Below are 22,392 nucleotides of genomic sequence, written 5' to 3' on the forward strand. Positions count from 1 at the left end.
CTAGGTCCCATTCGGGGGAGCAAGGCTTCAACATGAGCAGGTGCAGCGTCTGCCGCCATCGGCTGGTCCTGAACCATGAGCCACCCCATACCATCCTTCCAGAAGAGTCAGCCTCATGGATTACCAAACCCTCAAGGCACGTCACCGGCTTGAACGCGACAACCATCACGTCAACCTGACATTACGTGTGCACCGGTCGTTGAGCTGGTTGCAACGCGCTGAACAAGCTGATGATCCCGACGGTCGTTTCATTTTTCTGTGGATTGCCTTCAACGCCGCTTACGCCACTGACATTGACGAGAACTATCGGCTATCGGAGCAGGAAACCTTCCGAGCCTTTCTGCGCAAGCTTTGCAATCTGGATCGCGAGCGGCAGATAGAGACGCTGGTATGGTCCGAGTTTTCCGGAAGCATCCGCGTGCTGCTAGATAATCCATACGTTTTCCAGAGCTTCTGGGATCACCAGAACGGCAAGATCACCGAACAACAATGGAGCGAACGTTTCGCCGACGGCCGACGCAGAGCACAGTCCGCCCTGGCACAACGCGATACTGCCGAAGTACTCGCGGTGCTGTTCAATCGCATCTACACCTTGCGCAATCAGATCATGCACGGCGGGGCGACCTGGGATAGCAGTATCAACCGACCACAATTGCGCGATTGCGGGAAACTGCTCGGCAAGCTGGTACCGTTAATCATCCATCTGATGCTGGAAAATCCCGACACGCTCTGGGGTGACGCATGCTATCCGGTCGTGCAGGCTTGAGATCGGGACAATCAATCCCTGTCACTGGCGGCCTTACGCCAAACATCGTTCTCTCGCTCCATTTGCTTGTACTTCTGGTAAAGATAAAAGCTCTTTTTGAGCACCACGACCAAATCCACGGTTGCCAGTACACTCTTTAGCATTGCCCAATTCTCTCTGGTCCATTTTGTGGATTCCAGACTAAAACTCAGGCACGACAGATTGTGTCGGGCCTGAATCTTCACTGACCACTATTACCACGACACATTCTGACCACCCCTCATCCCATCCTGTCACCTCCACAGCATCAGGACATTCAGCATGGGAACCCGCCTCACCCCCTTCGCCCACGACAGCCGCCGCGCTGCCGACACTTGTGCACTATCGCTGAAGTGGAGCTTCCAATTGCTGCTGGATCTGGGGGGGCATCGAAATTTAATCAGTCGACACGGGTTCAATGATGATGACCTGGCCCGTGAGCTTGGCATGGGCAAATGGGTGGACCGGGACGAGTACAGCCCACCCCTTGCGTTGTTGGGCTTGCGTCGAGCCGCGCGCGTCTTCGGGGCGCGTCATCCGGAGACACCCTACCCGGATCGCCTGGGGAGCAATCTTGAAGCATTGGGATCTTTACTAGGGTTGGGAGAGGCAGAGTTACGGGTACTCGGCTTCTGCGTGCTGATGCACATCGATCCGGTACTGAGTGATGCTACCGATCAGTTGGGCATGGTGGGGTTCAACCGTTCCATGAAGGTTCTATCGGTACTGTTGGGTCTGCAACTCCAGGAGGTCGAGGCGTGCCTGGCGAGTAACAGTTCACTGATTCGAGCGGGGTTGCTGGAGGTAGGAAGCAATTCCCGCGCCTCGACAGCACTGAGCTCGATGTTAACGGTGAGCAATCAGGAGCTTCCCGGGCTGCTGCGATTCAGCAAAGGCACATCACTGGATTTGTTTGCTTATGCCTTCCGCCTGAGTCCGCCAGGCAGCCTGAGCCTGGAGCACTACCGACACATCAAACAGCCACTGAACATCGCTGAACGCTACCTGGCCAAAGCCTTGGCCCAGGGCCGTCAAGGCGTGAACATTCTGTTTTATGGCCCGCCAGGCACCGGTAAGACCCAGCTCAGTCGACTGCTCGCCAAGTGCCTGAACAGCGCGCTTTATGAGGTGGCCTGCACGGACAGCGATGGCGACCCCGTGCATGCAAAACAGCGCCTGTGCTCCCTGCGTGCAGCCAATAGCGTGCTGCGCTCGCAACGGGCCCTGCTCGTACTGGATGAGATCGAAGACATATTTCAAACCGCCAGCACGGACGCTCATAGTCGCTCGCAGAAGGGTTGGATCAATCGCATGCTGGAGGAGAATTCGCTACCGTGTTTCTGGCTGAGCAACAGCATTGAAGCTATCGATGCGGCACATATACGTCGCTTTGATCTAGTGATCGAAATCCCCAACCCACCCTTGGCGCAGCGCAAGCAGATGCTGCGTGAGTGTGGCGGGGGCAAGTTGAGTGATCAGTTGATCGAGCACCTCAGTGCCCATGAACAAGTGACACCGGCGGTGCTGGAGCGAGCCGTGCGAGTAGGCCGCAGCGTAGGAAACCGTGCCAGCAAGACGCTGGACACGACGATCCGTTGCATCGTCGACGGCACGCTGAAAGCACAGGGCCTCGAGAAGTTGCAACATGACGGCGGTAGCGGCTTGCCCACCTTCTATTCTCCACAATGGATCAACACCGACCACGCGCTTGACGGTCTGGTTGATGGACTGCGCGTCCATCCCCAGGCACGCCTGTGCTTCTACGGTCCGCCCGGCACGGGCAAAACGGCGTTTGGCCAATGGCTGGCGCAAGAGTTGGGCAAGCCACTGATGATCAAGCGCGTCTCCGACCTGGTTTCACCCTATGTCGGAATGACGGAGCAGAATCTGGCGGGCGCCTTCGAACGCGCGCAACAGGAAGGCGCGGTGCTGCTGCTCGATGAGGTTGACAGCTTTTTGCAGGACCGGCGCAAGGCGCGACAGAGTTGGGAGGTGACCGCGGTCAATGAAATGCTCACGCAAATGGAGAGCTATCAAGGGCTGTTCATTGCATCGACCAACCTGATTCGCGATCTGGACGAAGCCTCCTTGCGGCGCTTTGATCTGAAGGTTCATTTCGGCTACCTGACCCCAGCCCAGGCCAAGGCGTTGTTTGCCGCACACTTGAAAACGCTGGCACTGAAAGACCCGCAGCACAGCGCAGCCAATCGCTTGCGAAGTGAGGCGCGTCTGACCCCGGGTGACTTTGCGGCAGTTGCGCGCCGAGGGCGTTTCAAGCCATTCGCCACTGCCGACGAGTTGGCGGGGGCGTTGCTGGCCGAGTGCCGACTCAAATCCGTCGGGCAGCAGCGCCCCATCGGTTTCATGCATTAACCAGACTAAAGGTTGCCGGGTTGTCGCCGATAGGCAGACAACCCGGCAAATTCGCGAACCACAGACCCGCATCAACACGACAAGGATGATTTCTCTTGCCTTCAGCCAAGACCCATACCGCACTGAGCCGTCAATGGGAGCTGCTGCAACAGCTGCCCAAACGCGCTCCCGGTATCACAGTGAGTGAGTTGCTGACCCGCCTGACGAGCGCAGGCTACTCCATCAGTCGCCGTAGCATCGAGCGTGACCTGCGCGATCTGTCTCTGGTGTTTCCGCTGCATTGCAACGATGGTGGAACGCCCTTCGGTTGGTATTGGAAGCCGGGCGTGAGCGTCGAGTTGCAGGGCATCACCCTGACTGAAGCCGTCAGTCTGGCGCTGGTCGAAGATGCCGTGCGCCCGCTACTTCCGGGCAGCATGTTGAGCGTGCTGGAACCGCGTTTCGAACATGCCCGGCAAAAACTCAAAGGCCTCGAAGACGGCAACCCCGCTGCCCGCTGGCCCGACAAAGTGGCGAGCGTTCGACCGGATTTCAATCTTCGAGCGCCGGAAATCCAGGCAGAAACGCTGGAAGCACTGCAACACGCCCTGATCAGCGAACAGCAAGTCCATTGTCAGTACTATTCGGCACACACCGACAAACTCAGTGAACTGACTCTCAACCCCCTGGCGATTGTCCAGCGTGGGCTGATCACCTATCTCATCGCCACCGCTGCGCCCTATACCGATGTCCGTCAGTTCGCGGTGCATCGCTTTCGCGCGGTAACGGTACTTGAAACTCCGTGCCAAGGGCTGGAGACGTTCGACCTGCAAACCTACCTGGCCACCGACGCCTTGCAGTTTGGCAAACCGGTGAAGATCCGGCTCAAGGCCTGGGTGAGCGAACACCAGGCAAGGATGATTCGTGAAACGCCCTTGAGCACGGACATGGTGCTGGAGGCGCTGTCGGATGGTTTTCAAGTGCAGGCGACCGTCAACAATACCTGGCAGCTGCACTGGTGGATTTTGTCTTTAGGTGATTCGTTGGTCGTGCGGGAACCGCCGGAGTTGCGCCAGCAGATGGGAGACACATTGCGGCGGGCGGCTGCAGCGTATGAGCATGAGGAAGGCAAGGCGAGCCTGGTGTAACTCGCCAGGAGGGCTCCAGCCTGGCGGATCAATGCACTTTGCGGGTTCTAGCGAAACGGTCGCGCCAGCCTGGCCTTGAAAATTTCCAGCCGAGAAGCCAGCCGTACATCCAATGCAGTGTGTCGGCATGAGGGGCAATTGGAAAACCAGTCGATCCCCTCACGCAGCGCATCGCTGGGCGGCACCGTTGTTTTTTTCCAGTGGCATTGGGGGCAGGTGAATGTGAAGGGATGGGGCGGCCAAGGCATGGAGATAACCCGTCAGTCGTAGAAAAATGAAATCGTCGACGCTGCACGGCGTCAGGCCGAATCACCGGCTCGTTTGTCCAGTTCCTGTTTCATCTCGTTGTATTCACGGAAGAACTCGTAGCCTTTTTTTACAACGACGATGACGCCAACAATTGCAAACAGATTTTTCATGCTGCGGTCCCTTATGGTTGCCTGACTCAAGCGGTTCGGTGTAAAACATTCGTCCTGCTAATGAGGCGAGCATGAGGGCGAAGCGCGACAAAACGTGTCGTGATCGGATGACTCATCGGTGCTTTGCTGAGGACTGCCCCCCCCCCGCGCACTACTCTAGCAAGAGCCCATTGACCAATCGATAAGCCTCAGGCAACGCCAACTTTCCGCCTTCCACCGCCTCGATCAGCCGTAGCGCCTTATCGGCACTGATGACATCTTTCTCGATCACCTCACGAAGTGACGAAATAAAACCCCACTTGTCCAACAGCGTGACCGCCCCCATGCGCTCCTTGGCCTCCATCTCGGCCAACCGCTCCTGGTAGACCAACAACAATTCCTGCTTGCGCCCCTCTGACATCGCACCGCCTCGAATCCAGCGCGAGACGCCGTAGGCCAGAACACCACCGGCCGCCGCAACGCCGAGAGCCCAGCCTAGTGGCGTTGCCGCCACGGCAGTAACACCGACCCAACCCGCGGCCGTCGTGAGGACCGGAATACTGGTCGCACCCGCGATACCCGCCACAGTGCCAGCTGCGGCGGCACCGAGGCCGATACCGAGCGTGCTGATGCCCACCTCCCCCAGGATGCGAACACGGTCTTGGGGGGCTCGTTCAAGCTCATCGATGACCTTGAGCAGCTGCTTTTTGCTGACCTTCGGTGGCCGACTCATGATGTTTTCGCCGAAGAAAATTCAGCCATGATGATCTGGAGCGTCTCAATGAACAGATCAAAGTACGTCCGGGCCATTTCGATCAGGTTCTGCGGAAGCTCCTCCAGGCTCACCCCTCTGCCGTTCCGGTCCGGATGCTTATCGCGTTGATGACCGGTGGCCGCGATCGTCACGCCAAGCAGTGCCCCCAATGGCGCCAATATCGAACCGAGCAACGGAATCGCAGCGACCAGCGAAGCGATAGCAGCACCCAACACGGTGCCAATGGCCAGATTCTTATGCGCCGTAATGAAGTCGCGCAACTTCATTACGATCAGCTTGCCGATGGAAACAACCTTGTTACCGATGCGCTGAGTCACGTTGAGCAGCTCTTTGACTCGGACGGCGATTTCGGGCGACAGTCCGCATTCGCGCAACCAGATATAAAGATCGCTGCTGGCCATGGAATCACTTTCGGCTTGCATGAGTGCAAGCTCCAACTCGGCTTGGGCCTTTGTAATTATTGTTGTCATTGCGCTTCCTTTTTGAGCGTTACGTAAGTTTCAGTTCAGTGGCAAAGGAGTTGCGGCCCTAGGAAGCTCTACTGATTCTGAATCTGTGCAGCCCCTTGCAAAGAGTTTTAACACTGCTTGCAATCCGTTGTGTTCAACGCTCAGCACCGCGACGCCAACCCCATTGGCTTTCTGGTACGTCATCGTCTCCAACAAGGGAGCACCTCCTGCACGAGGCACCAGCAATATCGATAAATCCGGCTTGCGGCCCTTCCAGCGCAAGCAGTCCCGGTACAAATGCGCAGACACCATGCCCTCCAGCACCCACTTGCGCTCAACCCGGTACTTGGCGTCCATCACAAGGAGCGAGCTCCCCGCCGGGCTTACCACGGTGACAACAATGTCGGGGTAACGCGCCCCGGAAATGCTGGAAAATCCGTGACTAGCTGGCCGGTCGAACGCTGGGCAATGTACCTGCAGCCATACATCGACCTGTGTATCGATACCTCGCCCGGTACAACGTATGTAGTCCAGACTCGTCCCGGGCCAACGATCACGCCACTGCAGGTCGGGATAGATCGACTTCATCATGGCCACCACCTGGAGGTAGCACCAACGCTCGTATATCTCCCATGTCGGGCTGATCCATAAGCGCTCTCCCTCGCTACTGCCGTCAATACCAGGGCGCAGCACGTACCATCCATGACGATAGGCCCGAGCGTAAGCAGGATGAGCGGAAACCGCGTTGAGCCCGGCAGCGGAAATTCGAGGCTGGCGCAGAGAGCAGAACGGCTCCCTGCGTTGAATTCTACGAAGGTCACTGTGCAAGCCTTCGAGGAACTCAATCCGCCGTCCAAGCCGAGGAGTCAACGCGGAGCGAGCCCCCGTATCGCCCTCCCCATCAATGATCTTTTGCAAGGCGGCAATGACGTATCGGCTGCGTCGCAGGGTTTCGCCAAGGACAACAGCCAGCGCCTGATTGGCCGGATTATCCAGGTCCTCGAACACAGTGGGCACATCAAAGTGCAACACCTCACCGCTGGTATTGGCCGGTTCGAGGTTATAGAGCAACGCCGTCGCCGCAGGGTCTTGCAAGGCGCGTCGCAGGGTCTGGCGATCAATACGACGCAATTGATGCGCTGGCCGTAATGTTCGCTCTCGGTGCAGCCGTGTCAGCGGCTTGCGCAAGACTTCGGTAAACGCTGACAACAACGCCGGGCCATAACGTTTCAGTCGGGCATATTGCAGGTGCGGGTTGCTGGTCAGACCTTCCCGCCCCACCTCCAACCGGGCGTACTCGTTGCCCATCAGCAAACGTATATCGAAGGCAAGGAGCTCGTCGAACATCGCGGCAAACGAAGTCTCGCCGAGCTTGTTTTGATCCGGAGCCACATCAAAGTGGTAGGTCGCTAAAACCTTGCCTTCAGTATCAATCAACTCAGCGACGACTTTGCCCGCATAAAAACCCGGCTCCCATCGCCATGCATCAAATGCCTCATGGCGCGAGCTTTCCAACGGTTCATCATCAACAAACAAGCGGGACTCGGGGACAATCTCGAAATAATAAGTGCCGCGCTCCATGAAGCCCGAAGTCAAGGCTTCGGGGCTAGCGGTAAACATGCTGCCTTGTTTGTCAACGCATCGGATAATCGCCATGTTTCAGCGCCAGAACCGGGCGGAACCCAAAGAACGCAAATCATCCAGCAACTCGCCGACTTTGGTTGCCGAATCCTCCAGCTTCATATCCCGCAACAAGGTACGGCAGTCTGCGAAGGCAGCCTGAACCCGAGGTGTGTCTTCACCGCGCAGTTTGGGCAGGACTTTGGCGTAGATGGCTTGATCCAGTGCCGCATCAAAATCAATCACACCGCCGCGTCCGGCCTGCTCGATGTAACCAATGACATCGTGGATGGTGCGCCAGCCGAAATGCAGGCGTGCCGGGCGCAAGGCCTTGACCAGCCCCTTAAGCGTGTCACGGACTTTGGTAATTTTCGCCTCAGGCAAAGCACTGGTTTTCCAGCCGGGGAACGCCTCAACGTCGATCTCCCAGAACTCAATCACTGCCGCCCGGTCGAGCACCTTGTCGCTCAGGCCGTGTGTCGTTTCATCCATATTCACGGTACCAATGATCACCAGGTTACTCGGGTACGTGATGGTCGCCGGCACGCCGCTGATATCATTATCCTGAGCATGGAGCTCAATGTGGCCACCTGTCTCCATGGCCGAAAGCAGCGGTGCCAGATATTGCTCCGGGTGCGACAGGTTCATTTCGTCCAGCACAACCGTATATGGACGTTCGGAGTCGGTACTGGCCCTAAGCAGGAAATCGACGAATGCCGTGCGCACGTAGCTCTCGCTATTCAATGGATTGACGTAACCCAGCAGGCAAGAGGGATCATGCCAGCCAGGCTGGACAGGGACTGTAAGCAGTCCCTCTGATGGCTGGCTTTGCCCCTCGTGCAACGCCAGCGCATAACCCCGAGCAAGTACCGTTTTACCGGCGCCACTGAGCCCGGTAAGGACAGCAAAATGGCGGCGCGGATGACTCCAGAGTCCTGCATCAAGACGAGCCACCAGGCTGATCGGAAAGGCGATATCTTCGGGAAAACTACGCAGGATGGTTTCCAGCGAAGGGCGCTCGAACGGCACACCTTCGCCACTGGATGGCACCACGCTGGTTGAAACAGCCCCAGGCTCTGAAGTAAGTGATTGGGGCTCCCAGTGGATTTGCGCTGCCCAGGCCTCTCCGAGCTCGGTCAGGTGCTGCAGTTTGTCTGCACGGGTTTCGACCAATTGTAGGGCACGCAGCCAAAAGGTCAGACTGGTCAATGCTCGATCGCTGGTCCACCCGGGGTTTACCTTTCTCAACGCGTCATTCAACGCACTGACGGACATTGGGCCGCTTCGCAATGCATAGAGCATGTGATCAAACCCGAGAACGCGGGTCAGCAACCAGTCCGATACTTCATCAGGTTCGCCAGAATCTAGCAGTCCCTCACCTCGCGGTGTCAGATGGATTTCGTCGCCTTGAGCCCGCAGAACACCCCATTCGGCAATGAGTGAATTGAGTTGTGTTCGGATACTCGAAGTTGCGTGACTTGGGTTGATCGAGCGCATGTGCTCCACCAAATCTTCTCGCTTGCATCCCTCTTTGGCGAACTCAATGATCGCCCTGATGGTCGCGATACCACCACCAATGGCGAGCATGCCGCGACGTCGGCGCTCAGCAGGTAAAGGATTCAAGCGCTCCTGACCTGTAGCGGGGTCTGCGATTTCCGTGGCCTCGGCTTCCTGCTCCCTTACGAATTTCATGTAGAGCAGCCAAGGCAGAGTCATGCGCTCCAGCGTCGGTATTGATAGTCCTTTTTCTCGCTCACCCAAAACATCGTCCAGGCGCTCAAGCACACTCCGATGCAGAGAAAGCTCACGCTCCGTGCCTCCTACACCTATCAACGAAGCCAAAGTACGCAACTTCGGGTAGTGAGCGAGTGTGGTCAGTTCAGTTGGGCACAACGCTGCAAAAAGACGATACTTTTTAAGCCTCGGATTGCGTCGCACAAGGGGAGGAGCAACTAGTTGGTTCAACTCGCGCCAGCCTTCCTTGAGCACCTGATCTTGAAGGTGAACATCACTAGTTTTGAGCGATGCCCGAATACTCCAAAGGCATTCGGCGACTCCAGGATCGGCGATCACCTCTGACACATTGACCGTGCCCATACCCGTTTTTGTAATGACCTCACTTTCCCACAGTAGCTCTTGAAACGCTGTACTACAAAACTCCTCCTGATCAGCGTCTTGTACTTTACGAAGGAACTCCGACAGCTTTTTCAGCCAGCTCTGATACCAAGGCAGCTCACGATTGTGAGCCAATACCGCCTCACAGGCTGCCTTCAGATTTGCGTTATCCTTCAGATCTACCGCCACCAGTCATGCCCCTTATTGTCTTGTTGGGCGACCGCGCCCAATACCGTCTCTGCTAAATATTTGCATGCGGAGTTACACCACCTCCTAGGAGAATCCAGCCTGTGACACTGGCTCCTGGCCCATCACCTTTCAGGCAAACGATTAACACGAGCCACTAGCCGCTGAATACGTGCTCGCGATGCCAGGCCAAGTAGTTCAAATGACGGTCATGAAGGCTACGCAATCGGCATTGCGGGTTAATACCAAGCGCCAGTTGCAGTTCAGTGGTCAGGGCTTGCGCAATTACAATATCGCCCTTCTCGGTAAAGCTGATTAGTCCCAGGTCAAAGGCTTGATCCAGGTTGGGTGTCAGAAGCAATCCGTTAAAGGGATCGAGGCGCTCCAGATGCGTGGCGTCACGCCATGGTTTGATGTGTGAAGCGCGCAGCATGGAAGCGAGCGCAAAACCACTAACAGCACAACCTTGCCAATGCTCAAGCAGCGCCTGGCGATAGACGCCTTGTCCTACTCGTGCTCGGATGATGGCCTCACGTTCAGTCGTACCGATCTGCTGCCCAGTAGGTGATTGCTCGAAGAGCTCAATCAGGCTGACTTCGTCTTCCACCTGCTTCTCGATGCTCACCAACTCACCGCCAAGCACGCCAAACAAACTGAGCAAGTCGTCTACATTAGCCACATTGACTGCGATTCCGGTTTTGCTGGTCGAGCCCGGCGCAAACGGAAACGCTTCCAGGCTGGTACTTTTGTAAGTCTCATTGGGTACTCCCCGCGTCAGCGCCTTGATTTGCGCCCAATGCGCCGATTTCCGGTATGCCGGATGCAGCACCAATGGCTGGCGCCCAACGCTTCGGCCGGTGGCGTAATGCTTGACGAATAGCGGATGCTCAAGCCCCGGGTGCACATAACCCCGCGCATAGGCTCTTTCGTACTTCCTGCTGCAACCGTTGCCTTCCAGAAGCCTGCAAATTTCCAGCGAATCGAGCATGTACTCCTCCTAATGTCTACACCGTATCGGAGCCAAATCACGGGGCCTTGCACCAAGGCCCTCGTGCCTCACACCTAGGGCAGCAAAGCCTGCAGAATCTCCACCTTGCGCTGCAACTGCTCCACATGAGCCTTCTCCGCCCGAAGCGCCGATTTCAACTCGCGATTCTCTTCGGCGTGCCAGCTCAGCCGCTGCTGGCGCTCCTTCGTGGTCGCATGCCAATGCTCGAGCAATCTCCAGGCTTTGTTAGTCTGTAGATACTGCACCAAAAGCATCAGCAGGATCATCAACAGCATCAGCATCGCTACCGACGCCGTCCAATCCCAACCATCCATAAACATGTCCCTCATGTCGTCAACGCCAAACTTGCCAGAGTCACGATATGTAGTGTTAAACGACACGTCTAGAATGTAGACTTATACAGGTAAAGTATTCACTCACATGGAGGCGACATGAAACGCAAGCAAACCATCGAGCAAGTCCGCTGGGACCTCGCCCTTCGCTACCGACTGATCGAAACCGTCGCGTGGTGGGAAGGCCGGCTGACCACGGTGCACTTGACGCAGAGCTTCGGCATCAGCCGTCAGCAAGCATCCAAGGACATCAATACCTACATCACCGAGCATGCGCCTAAAAACCTTACATATGATCGACAGATCAAGGGTTACGTGCCGAGCAAACAGTTCAAGCCACTGTTCATCGATGACAGCGCCAGCGCCTACCTACACCTGCTTTACCAGAACAATGCTCGAGCGCCACACGTCGAGGGGCTGGCGTTGGCCTACGCCCATACCAAAGTACTGGAGGTGCCTGATCGCTCGATCAAGGCCGAGATACTGCGCCCCCTGCTCAAGGCTTGCCGGGAGCATCTACGCCTGGACATCGACTACGTTTCGCTCAACAGTCCCGAACCTGAAGGGCGAACCATTGCACCGCATACGCTGGTTTACACAGGCATGCGCTGGCATGTGCGCGCCTACTGCGAAAAAAACCGCGAGTACCGGGACTTTGTACTGAGCCGACTGCGTGGGGTTCCTGAACTGATGGACGGCGAGACCGAGAATGGCCTCTCGGACGACGACCAGTGGAATAGCGAAGTCAACGTCATCATCAAACCCGATGAGCGTCTGACGGTGATGCAAAAAGCGATAATCCAGGAGGATTTCGGGATGGTCGATGGGCGACTGCAGATTCCCTGTCGCCAGGCGTTGGTCAAGTATGTATTGCAGCGCTATCAGATTGATCCAAAGAACATGGACCCGAAACCAGAGGCGCAACAGATCGTGGTGGAGAACCTAAAGGAGTTGAAACCCTGGCTGTATGACTGATACCGGTCCCTTTCGACTGCCCTGTTCGCGACAACCTTGCCGCTGGCACTCGACTCCAAAAAATACCGAGCCCTGACGCAGTGCGACATGATCTGTCGCACGAGTGAATCAAGCTCTGTATCAGACCCCACGAGAGAACGCGATATTGAATAATCTGGAAGCCCTGAAGCTGGTGGAAACCACGTTCACCGAGATACTGAACGCCGACAAAGTGTCCGACCTGAAAAAGATACTGACGTCCGATCCCCTGCTGGAAAAATGGCAGATGGACCGCAACAAGTACCCAGAATTGCAGTTGAAGTTGACGGACCACGACATCAGTTCCCTCATGACTAAGGTTGGCAACGATCTTCGCTTGCATGCGGACCTCAGCGCCAAACTGGAAACTCCTCTGGAAAAGCTGCTCTACGCCCTGGTTTGGAAAAACGGCGACCTGCAAAAGGTGGCGCACATCATCAAAGGTGCAGCCGATGTCAGACCAACATCGCTGACTAACGGCCCAGGCCAGGTATTCAGACAGTTCGGTCGGCACCTGGCTGATCGCTCGGAATCCATTGTCGATCAGCACGTGCTTCGTGCCTTCGAACTCTATGAGCAGATCAACGACCCAGACTTTTCCAAGATCAAGACCATTCGCAAGAAGATCAACTGGGACAAGGATGTCGCCTGCATCGAACGCTACAAACGCTGGCTCTGCGAGCACTTCAAAGAGCGTCAGGATGCCGAACCTGGATTCGTGGTGAACATCGACATGGTGCTCTTCGCGCTCGGTCGAGCGGTAAAGATCACCAGCAAGCGCGGCAACGGTGAAGCAGCGTAATCCCATCGCCATCGAGGACAGCGCCATGAAAACCTACAAAGCCTTCATGCAACGTGTGGTTGCCACCGCCGGCCCCCAAGCCAACTTCACCATCACGGTTCAAGCGGTGACCTCTGCCATGGCAAAGGTCACCGCTGAAGCCCAGTACCCAGGCTACAAATGCCTGAACGCACCCACTCAGGTGCGTTGAAGTTTTGCCAGCTCATCTTGCAGTTGCAGCGCCAGCCCACTGGTTCGCTGCACATTGCGACTCACCGCCCCTTCAAATACGCCAGGGCTGGCTTCGACTAGGCTGAACCATTGTTTGGCACGAGTGATGGCGGTGTACAACAGCTCCTTGGTCAGCACTGGGTTCAGCGCATCGGGCAACACCAAAGCCGTATGGTTGAACTCTGAACCCTGGGACTTGTGCACCGTCATGGCGAAGACGGTCTCAACCTCCACCAACCGACTCGGCATCACGAAACGCACTCCGCCGCTGCCATCGTTTCGCGGGAACGCCACGCGCAGAACGAGCTCCGCGGAGGGTCCCGGCACCCAGAAAGCGATACCGATGTCACCATTCATCAAATTCAGGCTGTAGTCATTGCGGGTGACCAGAACCGGCCGCCCTTCGTACCAGCCATGCTCACCCGGCAGCAGTTCACAGTGGCGCAATTGCGCTGCCACTCGCTGGTTCAGCCCCTCAACCCCCCAAGGCCCGCGACGTAACGCACACAGCAGGCGGAATTCATCGAACGCAGTCAGCACCTTGCCAGCCCAATCGGCCCAGCGGTCACTGTCCCAGGCAGTGTCTTTCGCAGGTCGCAGGTCTCGCAGCAGCTCAAGGTAATGACGGTAACCCGGGGCATCGCCTTGACCGTTGATAATCAACTCAGTGAGCGCGGCATCATGCTCGCCTCGCAACTTGAGGTTGAACAACTGAGGTAATTGCTGATCCAGCAAGTTTCGTGCTTCAACAGCGTTTTTCTCATTGACCAGCTTCGCCAGACGCCCGATCCCTTGCTGGGAATCGAAACGCCTGGAGTAACGCAGCATGACAGTCTGCTGTGCCAGCGGATCGCCAAGACCGACGGCTGTTTGCAATCGCGGAGCGCTGACCGACTCGCCACTGTGGGCTTCCAGCCAGGCCACTGTTTGCTCGCTATAGCCGCCGACTTCAGCATTGCGGCAGAGGTCGCCCAACACGGAGCCTGCATCCACCGATGCCAACTGATCCTTGTCACCCAGCAGGATCAAGCGGGCCTGGCGAGGCAAGGCATCGAGCAGGCAAGCCATCATTTCCAGGTCAATCATCGACGCTTCATCGACCACCAATACGTCCAGCTCCAGTGGCTTATCCCGGTGGTGAATGAAGTTGCGCGAATCCGGTCGACTGCCCAACAGACGGTGCAATGTGGAAACATCCGTCGGGATCGCCTCCTGCACCGGGGCGCTGACAGGCAGCTCACGGACGGCCTTGCCAATGGATTCGGACAAGCGTGCAGCCGCCTTGCCAGTGGGAGCAGCAAGCCGGATCCGCAATGGTTTTCCTTCGTCCACGGCCGGGGTTTGCAGCAGCCCTAGCAGGCGCACGACAGAGGTCGTCTTGCCGGTTCCGGGGCCGCCGGTAATGACACTGAAATTACCTCTCGCCGCCAGTGCACAGGCAATTTTCTGCCAATCGCTACAACGTACTCCCTTGTCCACGAAAGCGAGCGGAAACAAGGTATCAAGCCGACTGGAAAAATTGACCGGCGTCATCGCTTCCACGCTCAGGCGGCGGCTCAATGACTGCGCAATACTGCTCTCATAGTTCCAGTAGCGACGCAAATACAGGCGCGACCCGGCCAGCACCATTGGTCGCTCAGGAAAGCGCTGTTGCCCGTCCCGGTCCTCCACCATCGGGCTCAGGGCCAACGTCTGGCGCCATTGCTCGATATCGAGGTTCTGCAACCATTGTGACGGTAGCTGGCTGCCCTCCTCCCCTTCAGGAGGCAACGACAACACAAAGTCAGGCGCTTGCAGGGTAGCGACCAGGTCCAGGCAGGAATGCCCGCGCCCCAGTTGATGACTGGTCATTGCGGCGGCCAGCAAAACGCTGACCCGGGTCTGGGGGTCCTGTTCAAGTAGGAAGGTGGCGAACGAGCGATCCAGTGCGCGCAACCAGCCACGGCTCACCCAATTGTCGATTTGATGCAACAGTTGGGTGGTGCTGGCATTCGCAATGAGCACCGGCGGTTGGTCAACGTTGCGTTGGCTATTGCTGAGTTCCTTTAGGGTCTGGCTCATGCGCAGGCCTCCGCGTGTTGCCCCATGAAGAGTTGGTCAAGCTGTTCAATCAACTGCCGTGGCGGCCTTTCGAAATGCACACCATGGGTTGGTGCCTGGTGCCCACGAACGAACAGGTACACCGCCCCGCCCATGTGCTGTTCGTAGTCATACCCCGCAAGGCGCAACTTGAGCTGGCGATGCAGGGCCAGCAGGTACAGGCACAGCTGCAGGTCGTAACGTTTGTCCAGCATCGTCTCGACCATCGCCTCGGCGTCGTAGGCCTGGTCGTTGCTGCCCAGCCAGTTGGATTTGTAGTCCGCCACGTAGTAACGACCCTGATGTTCAAACGTCAGGTCGATGAAGCCTTTGAACATGCCATTCAACTCATTGGGAGCCAACACTGAGCGCGGTGCACCGCCCAATGTGTGTTGGCGCACCAGGGCATCAAGGCGCTGAACGTTCACGGACCGGCTGGAAAACCAGAACTCCATTTCGACCTGATAGGTGCTCAGGGTCGAGAGCTGGCACTGGGTACCATTGAACCGCAGTGGCGCATTCAGATAGCTGCCCAGCCAGGTGGACAGTGGCTCGATCCAGGTTTCCCAATCGCGCAGGTTGCAGCGTCGAGCAACGGTGTTATGCAGGGTGATCGGATCTCCAGCCGCCTTGGCAAAACCTTCGCGGCCGGCCCATTCGAACAGCCCGTGCAGAAAGGTGCCCGGTCCTGCGCCCCGAGGGAAACCGTGAATCCCCGCCCCCGCAGGCAAGGCTTCAGCTTCGTCCTCTTCCTGCAAGTTGGCTTCCAGCGCGGTCGCCGGCTCAAGATTGACATCCGGCTGCGCCCCCATCAGGACATTACCGTCGGCAATGGCCAACGCCGAGTAACTGGCGATCCACCAGTTCGCCGCAAGCTTGTGCACGGGGCGCAATGCCGGCCCCACCAACGGTGGCGTTGGCGCCGTATGCACATCGTCGGACGGCACAGGGGCTGCACGCACGGCTATGTCATTGCAGTTTTTTGCGAAAGTCTCGACCACGCTGAGAAGTTCATCGGGAGTTACCTGCTTCTCACCTGCCAACATGTAACCCAGGCCTGTCTTGTGCAAGTGCGTCGTTTTACTTCTGCGATCCGATGCTTGGGCTGCCATGCAAATCCAGGTGGCGTAACGAGCTCGGGTCAAGGCGACGTAGAGCAATCGCATCTCTTCTCCCATACGCTCATCGTTGGCCCGCGCTTGTGCCGGTTTTGCCGAATCTCCTTTTACCAACTCAATCACCAACGAATCATTTTCATCGTGAAACATCGGCGGGGTTTTGCTTTTGCCATCGATCTCCCTTGCGCTACAGGCAAACGGCAGCAGCACCAAGGGGTATTCCAGGCCCTTGGACTTGTGCACGGTGATCACCTTGATCAGGTCCGAATCGCTTTCCAGACGCAGAATTTCTTCTTCGCTCTGACCATCGACCTGCTCGGCCAGATGGCGGATCAGCGCATGCTCGCCATCGAGTTCGGCAGCGCTGCGCTGCAACCATTCGGCCAGATGCAACAGGTTGGTCAGGCGACGTTCACCCTGATCCTCCACAAGCAAACGGGCCGGCACCTTGAACGTGGCCAGCAGCTTTCGCAGCATTGGCAGAACACCTTGTTGCTGCCACAAGACACGCAAATCCCTGAACAACAGCACCTGTTGCTCCCAGAACAACTCATCCTGGTTCAATTGCTCCAGCGTCTGCCATGGCAGCCCGATGCTACGGGTCGCCATCGCCGCTCGCACCAGCCGATCGCTGGTCGGTTGAGCGCAGGCTCGCAGGATATACAGCAGGTCTTTGGCCTCCTCGCTTTCGAAGACCGAGTCCCTGTCAGAGAGATAGACGCTGGCCAGTTGGCGCTGCGCCAGGGCTTTGCGGATGGCTTCGGCTTCCTTGCGATTGCGCACCAGAATGGCGATATCGGCGGGCCGCAAGGCGATGAATTCACCCTTGTCGTTCAGCAAACCGGACCGTTTGATTGCAGCGGGATCGAGCCAGGCCTGAATCGCCGATGCCGAGGCTTCAGCGGCTTTGCGCAAGTACGTGGCGTTATTGATTACGCCCTGGGTTTCCAGATGCCAGAACGTCAGGGCCGGTTGATCCGTGCCGTTGATCTGCAAAATATCGTCGCGCCCGTTGGCTTGTACGGTGTTGAACGGCACCGGATTGCCCTGGTCTTCCTTGGCAAAACGAAACGCTCCACGCGGCTGTGATTCGGCGAACTCGAAGCAGTGGTTGGCTGCATCGACCATCGCCTGGGTGGAGCGATAATTGGTGCCCAGCGTGTAATGACGGCCAGCCGTGGCCTCTCGCGCCTGCAGATAAGTGTAGATATCCGCGCCGCGGAAGGAGTAAATCGCCTGTTTCGGGTCGCCGATCAGGAACAGCCCGCAGTCTTCCAGGTTCTCGCAGATGCGGTAGATGGTTTCAAAGATCCGGTATTGAACCGGGTCGGTGTCCTGGAACTCATCGATCAGAGCAACCGGGTACTGCTTGCGAATGGTCTCGGCCAGACGAGGGCCGGACGAGCTCTGCAAGGCGTGGTCAAGGCGATTGAGCAGGTCGTCGAATCCGATTTCAGCTCGGCGGCGCTTTTCTTCATCGAAGCGCTCATGCACTTCATGCAAGGCATGCAGCAGCACCTGCGCCCTGATATCAACCTTGGAGTTACGTTTTTCCAGCCAGGCATCAATGGCCTGTAGCGCCTCATGCTGGGGAACCTTGTCTTTACCGGTGAGCCTCAAGCCGGATTGACTGAACGCTTTTATTTTTTCAGGTGCAGGTTGCCCCCGACTCCACCGCTCCAAGTCGCGCAAGTAGCCATTGAATACATCATCCTGGTCTGCCCCCCTATAGGTACCTCCATGCATCCGGGCCCGAACACTTTGCAGTAAGGCCTCTAGGTCGACCTGATGCTGTACCCACAACTGGCGAGCATTACGCTCCAGTTCGCCGACTGTTCCGTACCATTCACCCGGTTCCTGGAGTAATGCCTGCAAAGACCCGGGCGCTTCAAGAGGCTGGGTTTTGTATTGATAAGTCGCGTCCCGGCGTGTCAGCAACGAACCGAGCGCATCCCCCAGCTCCTGAGGGCTTTTGAAACAATCACCGATCGATCGCGCCTGCTCCACCGGCAACTCATAGAAATGCCGGCGCCAATAATCCCTGACCACCTCGGCCAGTAACTCGCTCTGGTCGGTTTCCAGTGTCTGGGTGAACAGGCTGCCACTGTCGAAGGCATGCTCACGCAGCATCCGATAACACCAGCCGTGAATGGTCGAGACGGCGGCCTCATCCATCCACTCCCCGGCCAATTGCAAGCGTCGAGCGCAGTCAGGCCACTGCTCCGTTGGGTACTCGTCACGCAGTTGCTGCAGCAACTTGTCATGTTTGCGATCCGGTTCCAGAAAGCACTGCGCCGCTTCGGTCAAGCGCGCACGAATACGGTCGCGCAGTTCCTGGGTGGCGGCGTCCGTAAACGTCACCACCAGGATTTGCGGCGGAGTAAGCGGTGTCTTGAATGCGTTTTCGCCGCCATGCCCCAGCACCAGACGCACATAAAGCAAAGCGATCGTGAAGGTTTTTCCCGTGCCGGCACTGGCCTCGATCAATCGGCTGCCATGCAATGGAAAGTCCAGGGAGTTGAGATTAACTGGGCTCATTGGTTGCTCCCTGCGTGGCTGGAAGAAAGGTGTTTGAACAGTCCGCCATACAACCGCTTGGACCATGTGCCAAAATCACCGCAAGCACATAGCTGGTCAAAGTCCGCGTAGGCGCGGCGCAAGGCGAAGGAGCTCTCTGCTTCTCCGGTGCGCTTGTAGCCACCCTCGAATGTCTCACGGGCCTTGTCCGAGGCCGCGTCTTTGTCTTCGCCATCCGCCCCCGCTTCCTCAAGCCATGCGAATGCGCTTTTGCAGGCGACCGGCAGCGGTTCACGCATGCCCGCCACCCAGGCGTCGAGCAGCGATAGCAACTGCGCCTGCGCCTCTTGCGCGGGCATTGGCCGGAACACCACATCACCGTTCAAACTGACCAGAATCGTGGTGCAGCCCGAACCGCTCAACTGCAACGCCAGATGTCGCACCCAGGGTCGAACCAGGTTGTGCCAGCGCCAACTGTCGTCGTTGCACAGTTTCTTGCTGTCGAGTTGCAAGTACACCCGCTCACCTTGGGCATTACAGCGAATGCCGCCCAACCAGTCATTCAATCCCGGTGTCGGTTCGCACGCGGCAATCGTTGCGGCAGTCTGGCCGTCCTCGATTTCAGGCCATGCCTGCAGCTGCGCGTGGTAACGCTCCAGCATGTCCGGTAGAGGCTCGGCCAATGCCGATGCGCTCAAGGTTCCGAAGCCACCCAGCGGCAACTTGCCTTCGCGCTGCAATCGCTGAACGTGCCGATCGAGCTCGGCCACCGCGTTCTCGGGCCGGTAATCTTCTTCAACCCAGCGCTTGAGCGCCTGGCTGAGCCGGTCCTGGTGCTGCCAGTTTTCGAGGCCGTCGAGCTGAAAGGTTTCGTCGTCGCGGCTGGTCAATTCGTCATTGTCGAAATTGACCTTGAGCCGTTGCTGGAAGAATGCCCCGACGGGATCACGGACAAACCCGGCCAGTTGGCGCAGGGTCAACGGCGTGTCTTGAGCGAGCGCTGGCAACAAACCGGCCGATGGTTGCCCGGCTTGTGAATCATGCACTTCGCGCCACTCGTGAGAATATGTGAACAGCCCGTCGGGCCCGGGCTTATCGGCAAAGTAGGCAGGGCTGAAAGGTTGGAGCGGATGTTCCTGAGTCAATGCATGGAGCAGCGCATCAGGCGTCGCTTCGGGCTGCGCCAAACGCCAGCCACTGGCCAGATGATCGCGCAGTTGACCGATCAATACCGAAGGTACGCGCTCGCTGTTGTCGCGAATATTGCGACCGACCCAACTGACGTACAGTTGTTCCCGGGCCGATAACAGCGCCTCAAGCAACAGGTAACGATCATCCTCGCGCCGCGAGCGATCGCCCGGACGGTAATCGTTGCGCATCAGATCAAAATCTACAGGCGGTTGTTGGCGCGGGTAGTCGCCATCGTTCATGCCCAGCAGGCACACCACCTTGAATGGAATGGCACGCATCGGCATCAGCGTGCAGAAGTTCACTGCACCGGCAAGAAACCGTTGGGACAAGCCGCCCTCTTCAATGCCGGCCATCCAGGTTTCATGCATCACACACAACGGCAGCGGTTCGTCGAACTGCGCGAACTCACATGTGCGCAACCAGTCGTCGAGCAACTTCAGCAATTGGTTGACCAACAACTCTTCGCCATCACCCACCGGGCGGAAGAACACTTTCAGCAGCGATTGCAGACGCTCAACCCAGAGTACCGGTGTGGCTGGCTGTTGCAGGTCTTCGCGGGCAACTTCCAGGTGGTCGAGCAAGGTCAACAGTGGCCCCGCCAATGCGGCTTCCAGTCCCGAAACTTCATCGTACGGTTCGATGCCATTCAGCTCAGGCCCCTGGCCGGCCGCGTAGCCCAGCAACATGCGACGCATCCCGAAGCGCCAGGTGTTTTGCTCCAGGCCCGCCGGCATGTCCAGGCTCTCGCGCTGCTGCGCATCGAGTCCCCAGCGCACACCGGCACCGTCGATCCAGCGTTGCAGGATCGGCACATCCGCTTCCTTGATACCGAAGCGCGCCCGCAGCGCCGGTACGTCCAGCAGGTCGAGAATATCGCTCACTGCAAAGCGGCTTTGCGGCAGTTCAAGCAGGTGTTCGAGGGCAATCAGCAACGGCTGACGCCCTCGCTGCCCCTGGTCGGCCAGGGTAAAAGGCAGATAACGAGGGTCATGACGCGGCACCTGACCGAACACGGCCTCGATATGCGGTGCATACGCATTGATGTCTGGCACCATCACAATCACATCACGCGGGCTTAGCTCTGGATTGGCACTGAAACGAGCAAGCAACTGATCGTGCAGCACTTCCACTTCACGTTGCGCACTGTGGACCACGTGAAAGCGCACAGAACGATCCTGTGCCACGTCGACAGGCCCCCAGACTTCGCGAGTTTCCGCCAACGGACGCAATTCAAGAATGTCGCTTTGCAATTGGCCCAGCAGGCTGGAAGGTCGCTCGTCGTTGAACAGATCGATACGCCCGCCATTGAGGCCGTCGAACAAGTGCCGGTAACTGGCGGGCTCGTCATAGTGGTCGAGCAGGTTGATGTAGTCGCGACCTTGTTTGCCCCATGCGGCAAGCAATGGCTGGCCATGTTGATTCGCTGCCGTGGGAACACTTCTGTTCGGCTGACGGCGATAGGTATGCCCCAGCAACTCCTTATCAGCGACGATATCGCCCCAATGATGGCGACAAGGGTTGTGCACACACAGCAACACCTGGCTGTAGCGCGAGAGCATGGCCAGGGCTTCCAGAACCTGCGCCGGCATAGACGAAATGCCAAACACCACCACACGCCGAGGCAAACCATTCGGGGCCTGCGCTGCTTCACGCAGGTGTGCGATAAAGCGCTTGTGAACACCGGCGCGGCTCTGCTCAAGCGCACCCTCGCCAACATCCGCCAGCACTTCACGCCACAGCTCTGCTTGCCACAGGTTGTCGGCATCCAGCGGCTTCAAACCACCTTTGATGTGCTTTAGCTGATCCCTCCCGGCCGCCCAGTCCTCCAGCCAGTCGGCGCGATAGACCTGATACTGATCAAACAGGTCCGCCAGCCGCTCGGAAAGCTGATGGAGCTTGCGCTGATCGTCATCCCCCTGGAGGAAACGCCGCAAGCTGCTGAAATGGGTTTTGTCGAGCAATTGAGGCAACAAACGCATTAGCCGCCAACTCAGTGCAGTCTTGTCCAGCGGCGAAGACTCGGGTGTTGTTTCTGCCCCCAAGACAGACCGGTAGGCCTGCCACAAAAAGCGAGCAGGAAGTTGCACATCCAACGCTGCTGCAATACCGCAGCCACCGTTTTCAGGATCTTCGGCCAGCGCCAGCTTCAACCATTGAGCAATGCCGTTGCTGTGTACCAGCACGACTTCGTTTTCCAGCGGGGCCAAAGGGGAGCGCTGCATCCAGCTCACCGCTAGCTCACGCAAATCGTCCAAGCGATTGCCGTGAATAATCATGAAGCCGGGCTTCAACGAGTCCGTATCCTGCATACGCC

15 protein-coding genes are annotated in these 22,392 nt (G+C 57.7%); 6 read left to right on the forward strand and 9 right to left on the reverse strand.

The annotated features are described in order from the left end of the window. Positions 1-115: 115 nt before the first annotated feature. The 3 genes from J3P88_RS26235 to J3P88_RS26245 all read left to right on the forward strand — a co-directional run bounded on the left by J3P88_RS26235 (position 116) and on the right by J3P88_RS26245 (position 4,284). On the forward strand, positions 116-766 hold the full coding sequence (locus tag J3P88_RS26235; protein ID WP_434572447.1) for a hypothetical protein: 651 nt from the start codon (positions 116-118) through the stop codon (positions 764-766). Positions 767-1,066: 300 nt separating this feature from the next. Next, a complete protein-coding gene (locus J3P88_RS26240; RefSeq protein ID WP_434572449.1) occupies positions 1,067-3,157 on the forward strand; it encodes an AAA family ATPase in 2,091 nt (696 codons plus the stop codon). A 95-nt stretch (positions 3,158-3,252) separates the two neighbouring features. Further along, a complete protein-coding gene (locus J3P88_RS26245; RefSeq protein ID WP_434572451.1) occupies positions 3,253-4,284 on the forward strand; it encodes a helix-turn-helix transcriptional regulator in 1,032 nt (343 codons plus the stop codon). 570 nt (positions 4,285-4,854) lie between these two features. Here the strand turns inward: J3P88_RS26245 and J3P88_RS26250 are convergent. The 6 genes from J3P88_RS26250 to J3P88_RS26275 form a co-directional block, all read right to left on the reverse strand. Further along, positions 4,855-5,415, reverse strand: coding sequence for a hypothetical protein (locus J3P88_RS26250; RefSeq protein ID WP_434572453.1), 561 nt, complete (start codon positions 5,413-5,415; stop codon positions 4,855-4,857). Further along, positions 5,412-5,927, reverse strand: coding sequence for a hypothetical protein (locus J3P88_RS26255; protein ID WP_076013779.1), 516 nt, complete (start codon positions 5,925-5,927; stop codon positions 5,412-5,414). The genes J3P88_RS26250 and J3P88_RS26255 overlap by 4 nt, the downstream gene beginning before the upstream one ends. 30 nt (positions 5,928-5,957) lie before the next feature. Further along, positions 5,958-7,562, reverse strand: a complete 1,605-nt coding sequence (locus J3P88_RS26260) for a hypothetical protein (protein WP_434572455.1) — start codon at positions 7,560-7,562, stop codon at positions 5,958-5,960. A 3-nt stretch (positions 7,563-7,565) separates the two neighbouring features. Further along, positions 7,566-9,830: an McrB family protein gene (locus J3P88_RS26265; protein ID WP_434572457.1), complete on the reverse strand. Its 2,265-nt coding sequence runs from the start codon at positions 9,828-9,830 to the stop codon at positions 7,566-7,568. 154 nt (positions 9,831-9,984) lie between these two features. Then, on the reverse strand, positions 9,985-10,815 hold the full coding sequence (locus J3P88_RS26270) for an HNH endonuclease (RefSeq protein ID WP_434572459.1): 831 nt from the start codon (positions 10,813-10,815) through the stop codon (positions 9,985-9,987). 74 nt (positions 10,816-10,889) lie between these two features. Further along, a complete protein-coding gene (locus J3P88_RS26275; protein WP_026067334.1) occupies positions 10,890-11,150 on the reverse strand; it encodes a hypothetical protein in 261 nt (86 codons plus the stop codon). A 117-nt stretch (positions 11,151-11,267) separates the two neighbouring features. Between J3P88_RS26275 and J3P88_RS26280 the strand changes: the two genes are divergently transcribed. The 3 genes from J3P88_RS26280 (at position 11,268) to J3P88_RS26290 (ending at position 13,153) form a co-directional block, all read left to right on the forward strand. Further along, the gene (locus J3P88_RS26280) at positions 11,268-12,143 is read left to right on the forward strand and encodes a helix-turn-helix transcriptional regulator (RefSeq protein WP_010562633.1); all 876 of its coding nucleotides are present in this window, start codon (positions 11,268-11,270) and stop codon (positions 12,141-12,143) included. 145 nt (positions 12,144-12,288) lie between these two features. Continuing rightward, entirely contained in the window at positions 12,289-12,963 is a 675-nt protein-coding gene (locus J3P88_RS26285; protein ID WP_207187857.1) for a hypothetical protein, read from the forward strand. A gap of 25 nt (positions 12,964-12,988) precedes the next feature. Beyond that, positions 12,989-13,153 (forward strand): hypothetical protein, encoded by a 165-nt coding sequence (locus tag J3P88_RS26290; protein WP_017528830.1) that lies wholly within the window; start codon positions 12,989-12,991, stop codon positions 13,151-13,153. On the opposite strand, the gene recD is transcribed toward J3P88_RS26290, so the two are convergent. From recD to recC, 3 genes are read right to left on the reverse strand one after another with little or no spacing between them, the layout of a single operon-like run. Next, positions 13,141-15,234 (reverse strand): exodeoxyribonuclease V subunit alpha, encoded by a 2,094-nt coding sequence (gene recD, locus J3P88_RS26295; protein ID WP_434572463.1) that lies wholly within the window; start codon positions 15,232-15,234, stop codon positions 13,141-13,143. The genes J3P88_RS26290 and recD overlap by 13 nt on opposite strands. Next, entirely contained in the window at positions 15,231-18,908 is a 3,678-nt protein-coding gene (gene recB / locus J3P88_RS26300; RefSeq protein ID WP_434572465.1) for an exodeoxyribonuclease V subunit beta, read from the reverse strand. The genes recD and recB overlap by 4 nt, the downstream gene beginning before the upstream one ends. After that, positions 18,905-22,387: an exodeoxyribonuclease V subunit gamma gene (gene recC, locus J3P88_RS26305; RefSeq protein WP_434572467.1), complete on the reverse strand. Its 3,483-nt coding sequence runs from the start codon at positions 22,385-22,387 to the stop codon at positions 18,905-18,907. The genes recB and recC overlap by 4 nt, the downstream gene beginning before the upstream one ends. Positions 22,388-22,392 lie beyond the last annotated feature (5 nt).

It is taken from the genome of Pseudomonas sp. Z3-6, assembly GCF_051131985.1.
GTDB classification, from domain to species: domain Bacteria; phylum Pseudomonadota; class Gammaproteobacteria; order Pseudomonadales; family Pseudomonadaceae; genus Aquipseudomonas; species Aquipseudomonas zanjanensis.

Bases quoted from the DNA above. Each gene is read 5' to 3' on its own strand.
- J3P88_RS26270 (WP_434572459.1), bottom strand. From the start codon at position 10,815: ATGCTCGATTCGCTGGAAATTTGCAGGCTTCTGGAAGGCAACGGTTGC.
- J3P88_RS26260 (WP_434572455.1), bottom strand. From the start codon at position 7,562: ATGGCGATTATCCGATGCGTTGACAAACAAGGCAGCATGTTTACCGCT.
- J3P88_RS26250 (WP_434572453.1), bottom strand. From the start codon at position 5,415: ATGAGTCGGCCACCGAAGGTCAGCAAAAAGCAGCTGCTCAAGGTCATC.
- J3P88_RS26280 (WP_010562633.1), top strand. From the start codon at position 11,268: ATGAAACGCAAGCAAACCATCGAGCAAGTCCGCTGGGACCTCGCCCTT.
- J3P88_RS26240 (WP_434572449.1), top strand. From the start codon at position 1,067: ATGGGAACCCGCCTCACCCCCTTCGCCCACGACAGCCGCCGCGCTGCC.
- J3P88_RS26275 (WP_026067334.1), bottom strand. From the start codon at position 11,150: ATGGATGGTTGGGATTGGACGGCGTCGGTAGCGATGCTGATGCTGTTG.
- J3P88_RS26255 (WP_076013779.1), bottom strand. From the start codon at position 5,927: ATGACAACAATAATTACAAAGGCCCAAGCCGAGTTGGAGCTTGCACTC.
- J3P88_RS26290 (WP_017528830.1), top strand. From the start codon at position 12,989: ATGAAAACCTACAAAGCCTTCATGCAACGTGTGGTTGCCACCGCCGGC.
- J3P88_RS26235 (WP_434572447.1), top strand. From the start codon at position 116: ATGGATTACCAAACCCTCAAGGCACGTCACCGGCTTGAACGCGACAAC.
- recD (WP_434572463.1), bottom strand. From the start codon at position 15,234: ATGAGCCAGACCCTAAAGGAACTCAGCAATAGCCAACGCAACGTTGAC.
- recB (WP_434572465.1), bottom strand. From the start codon at position 18,908: ATGAGCCCAGTTAATCTCAACTCCCTGGACTTTCCATTGCATGGCAGC.
- recC (WP_434572467.1), bottom strand. From the start codon at position 22,387: ATGCAGGATACGGACTCGTTGAAGCCCGGCTTCATGATTATTCACGGC.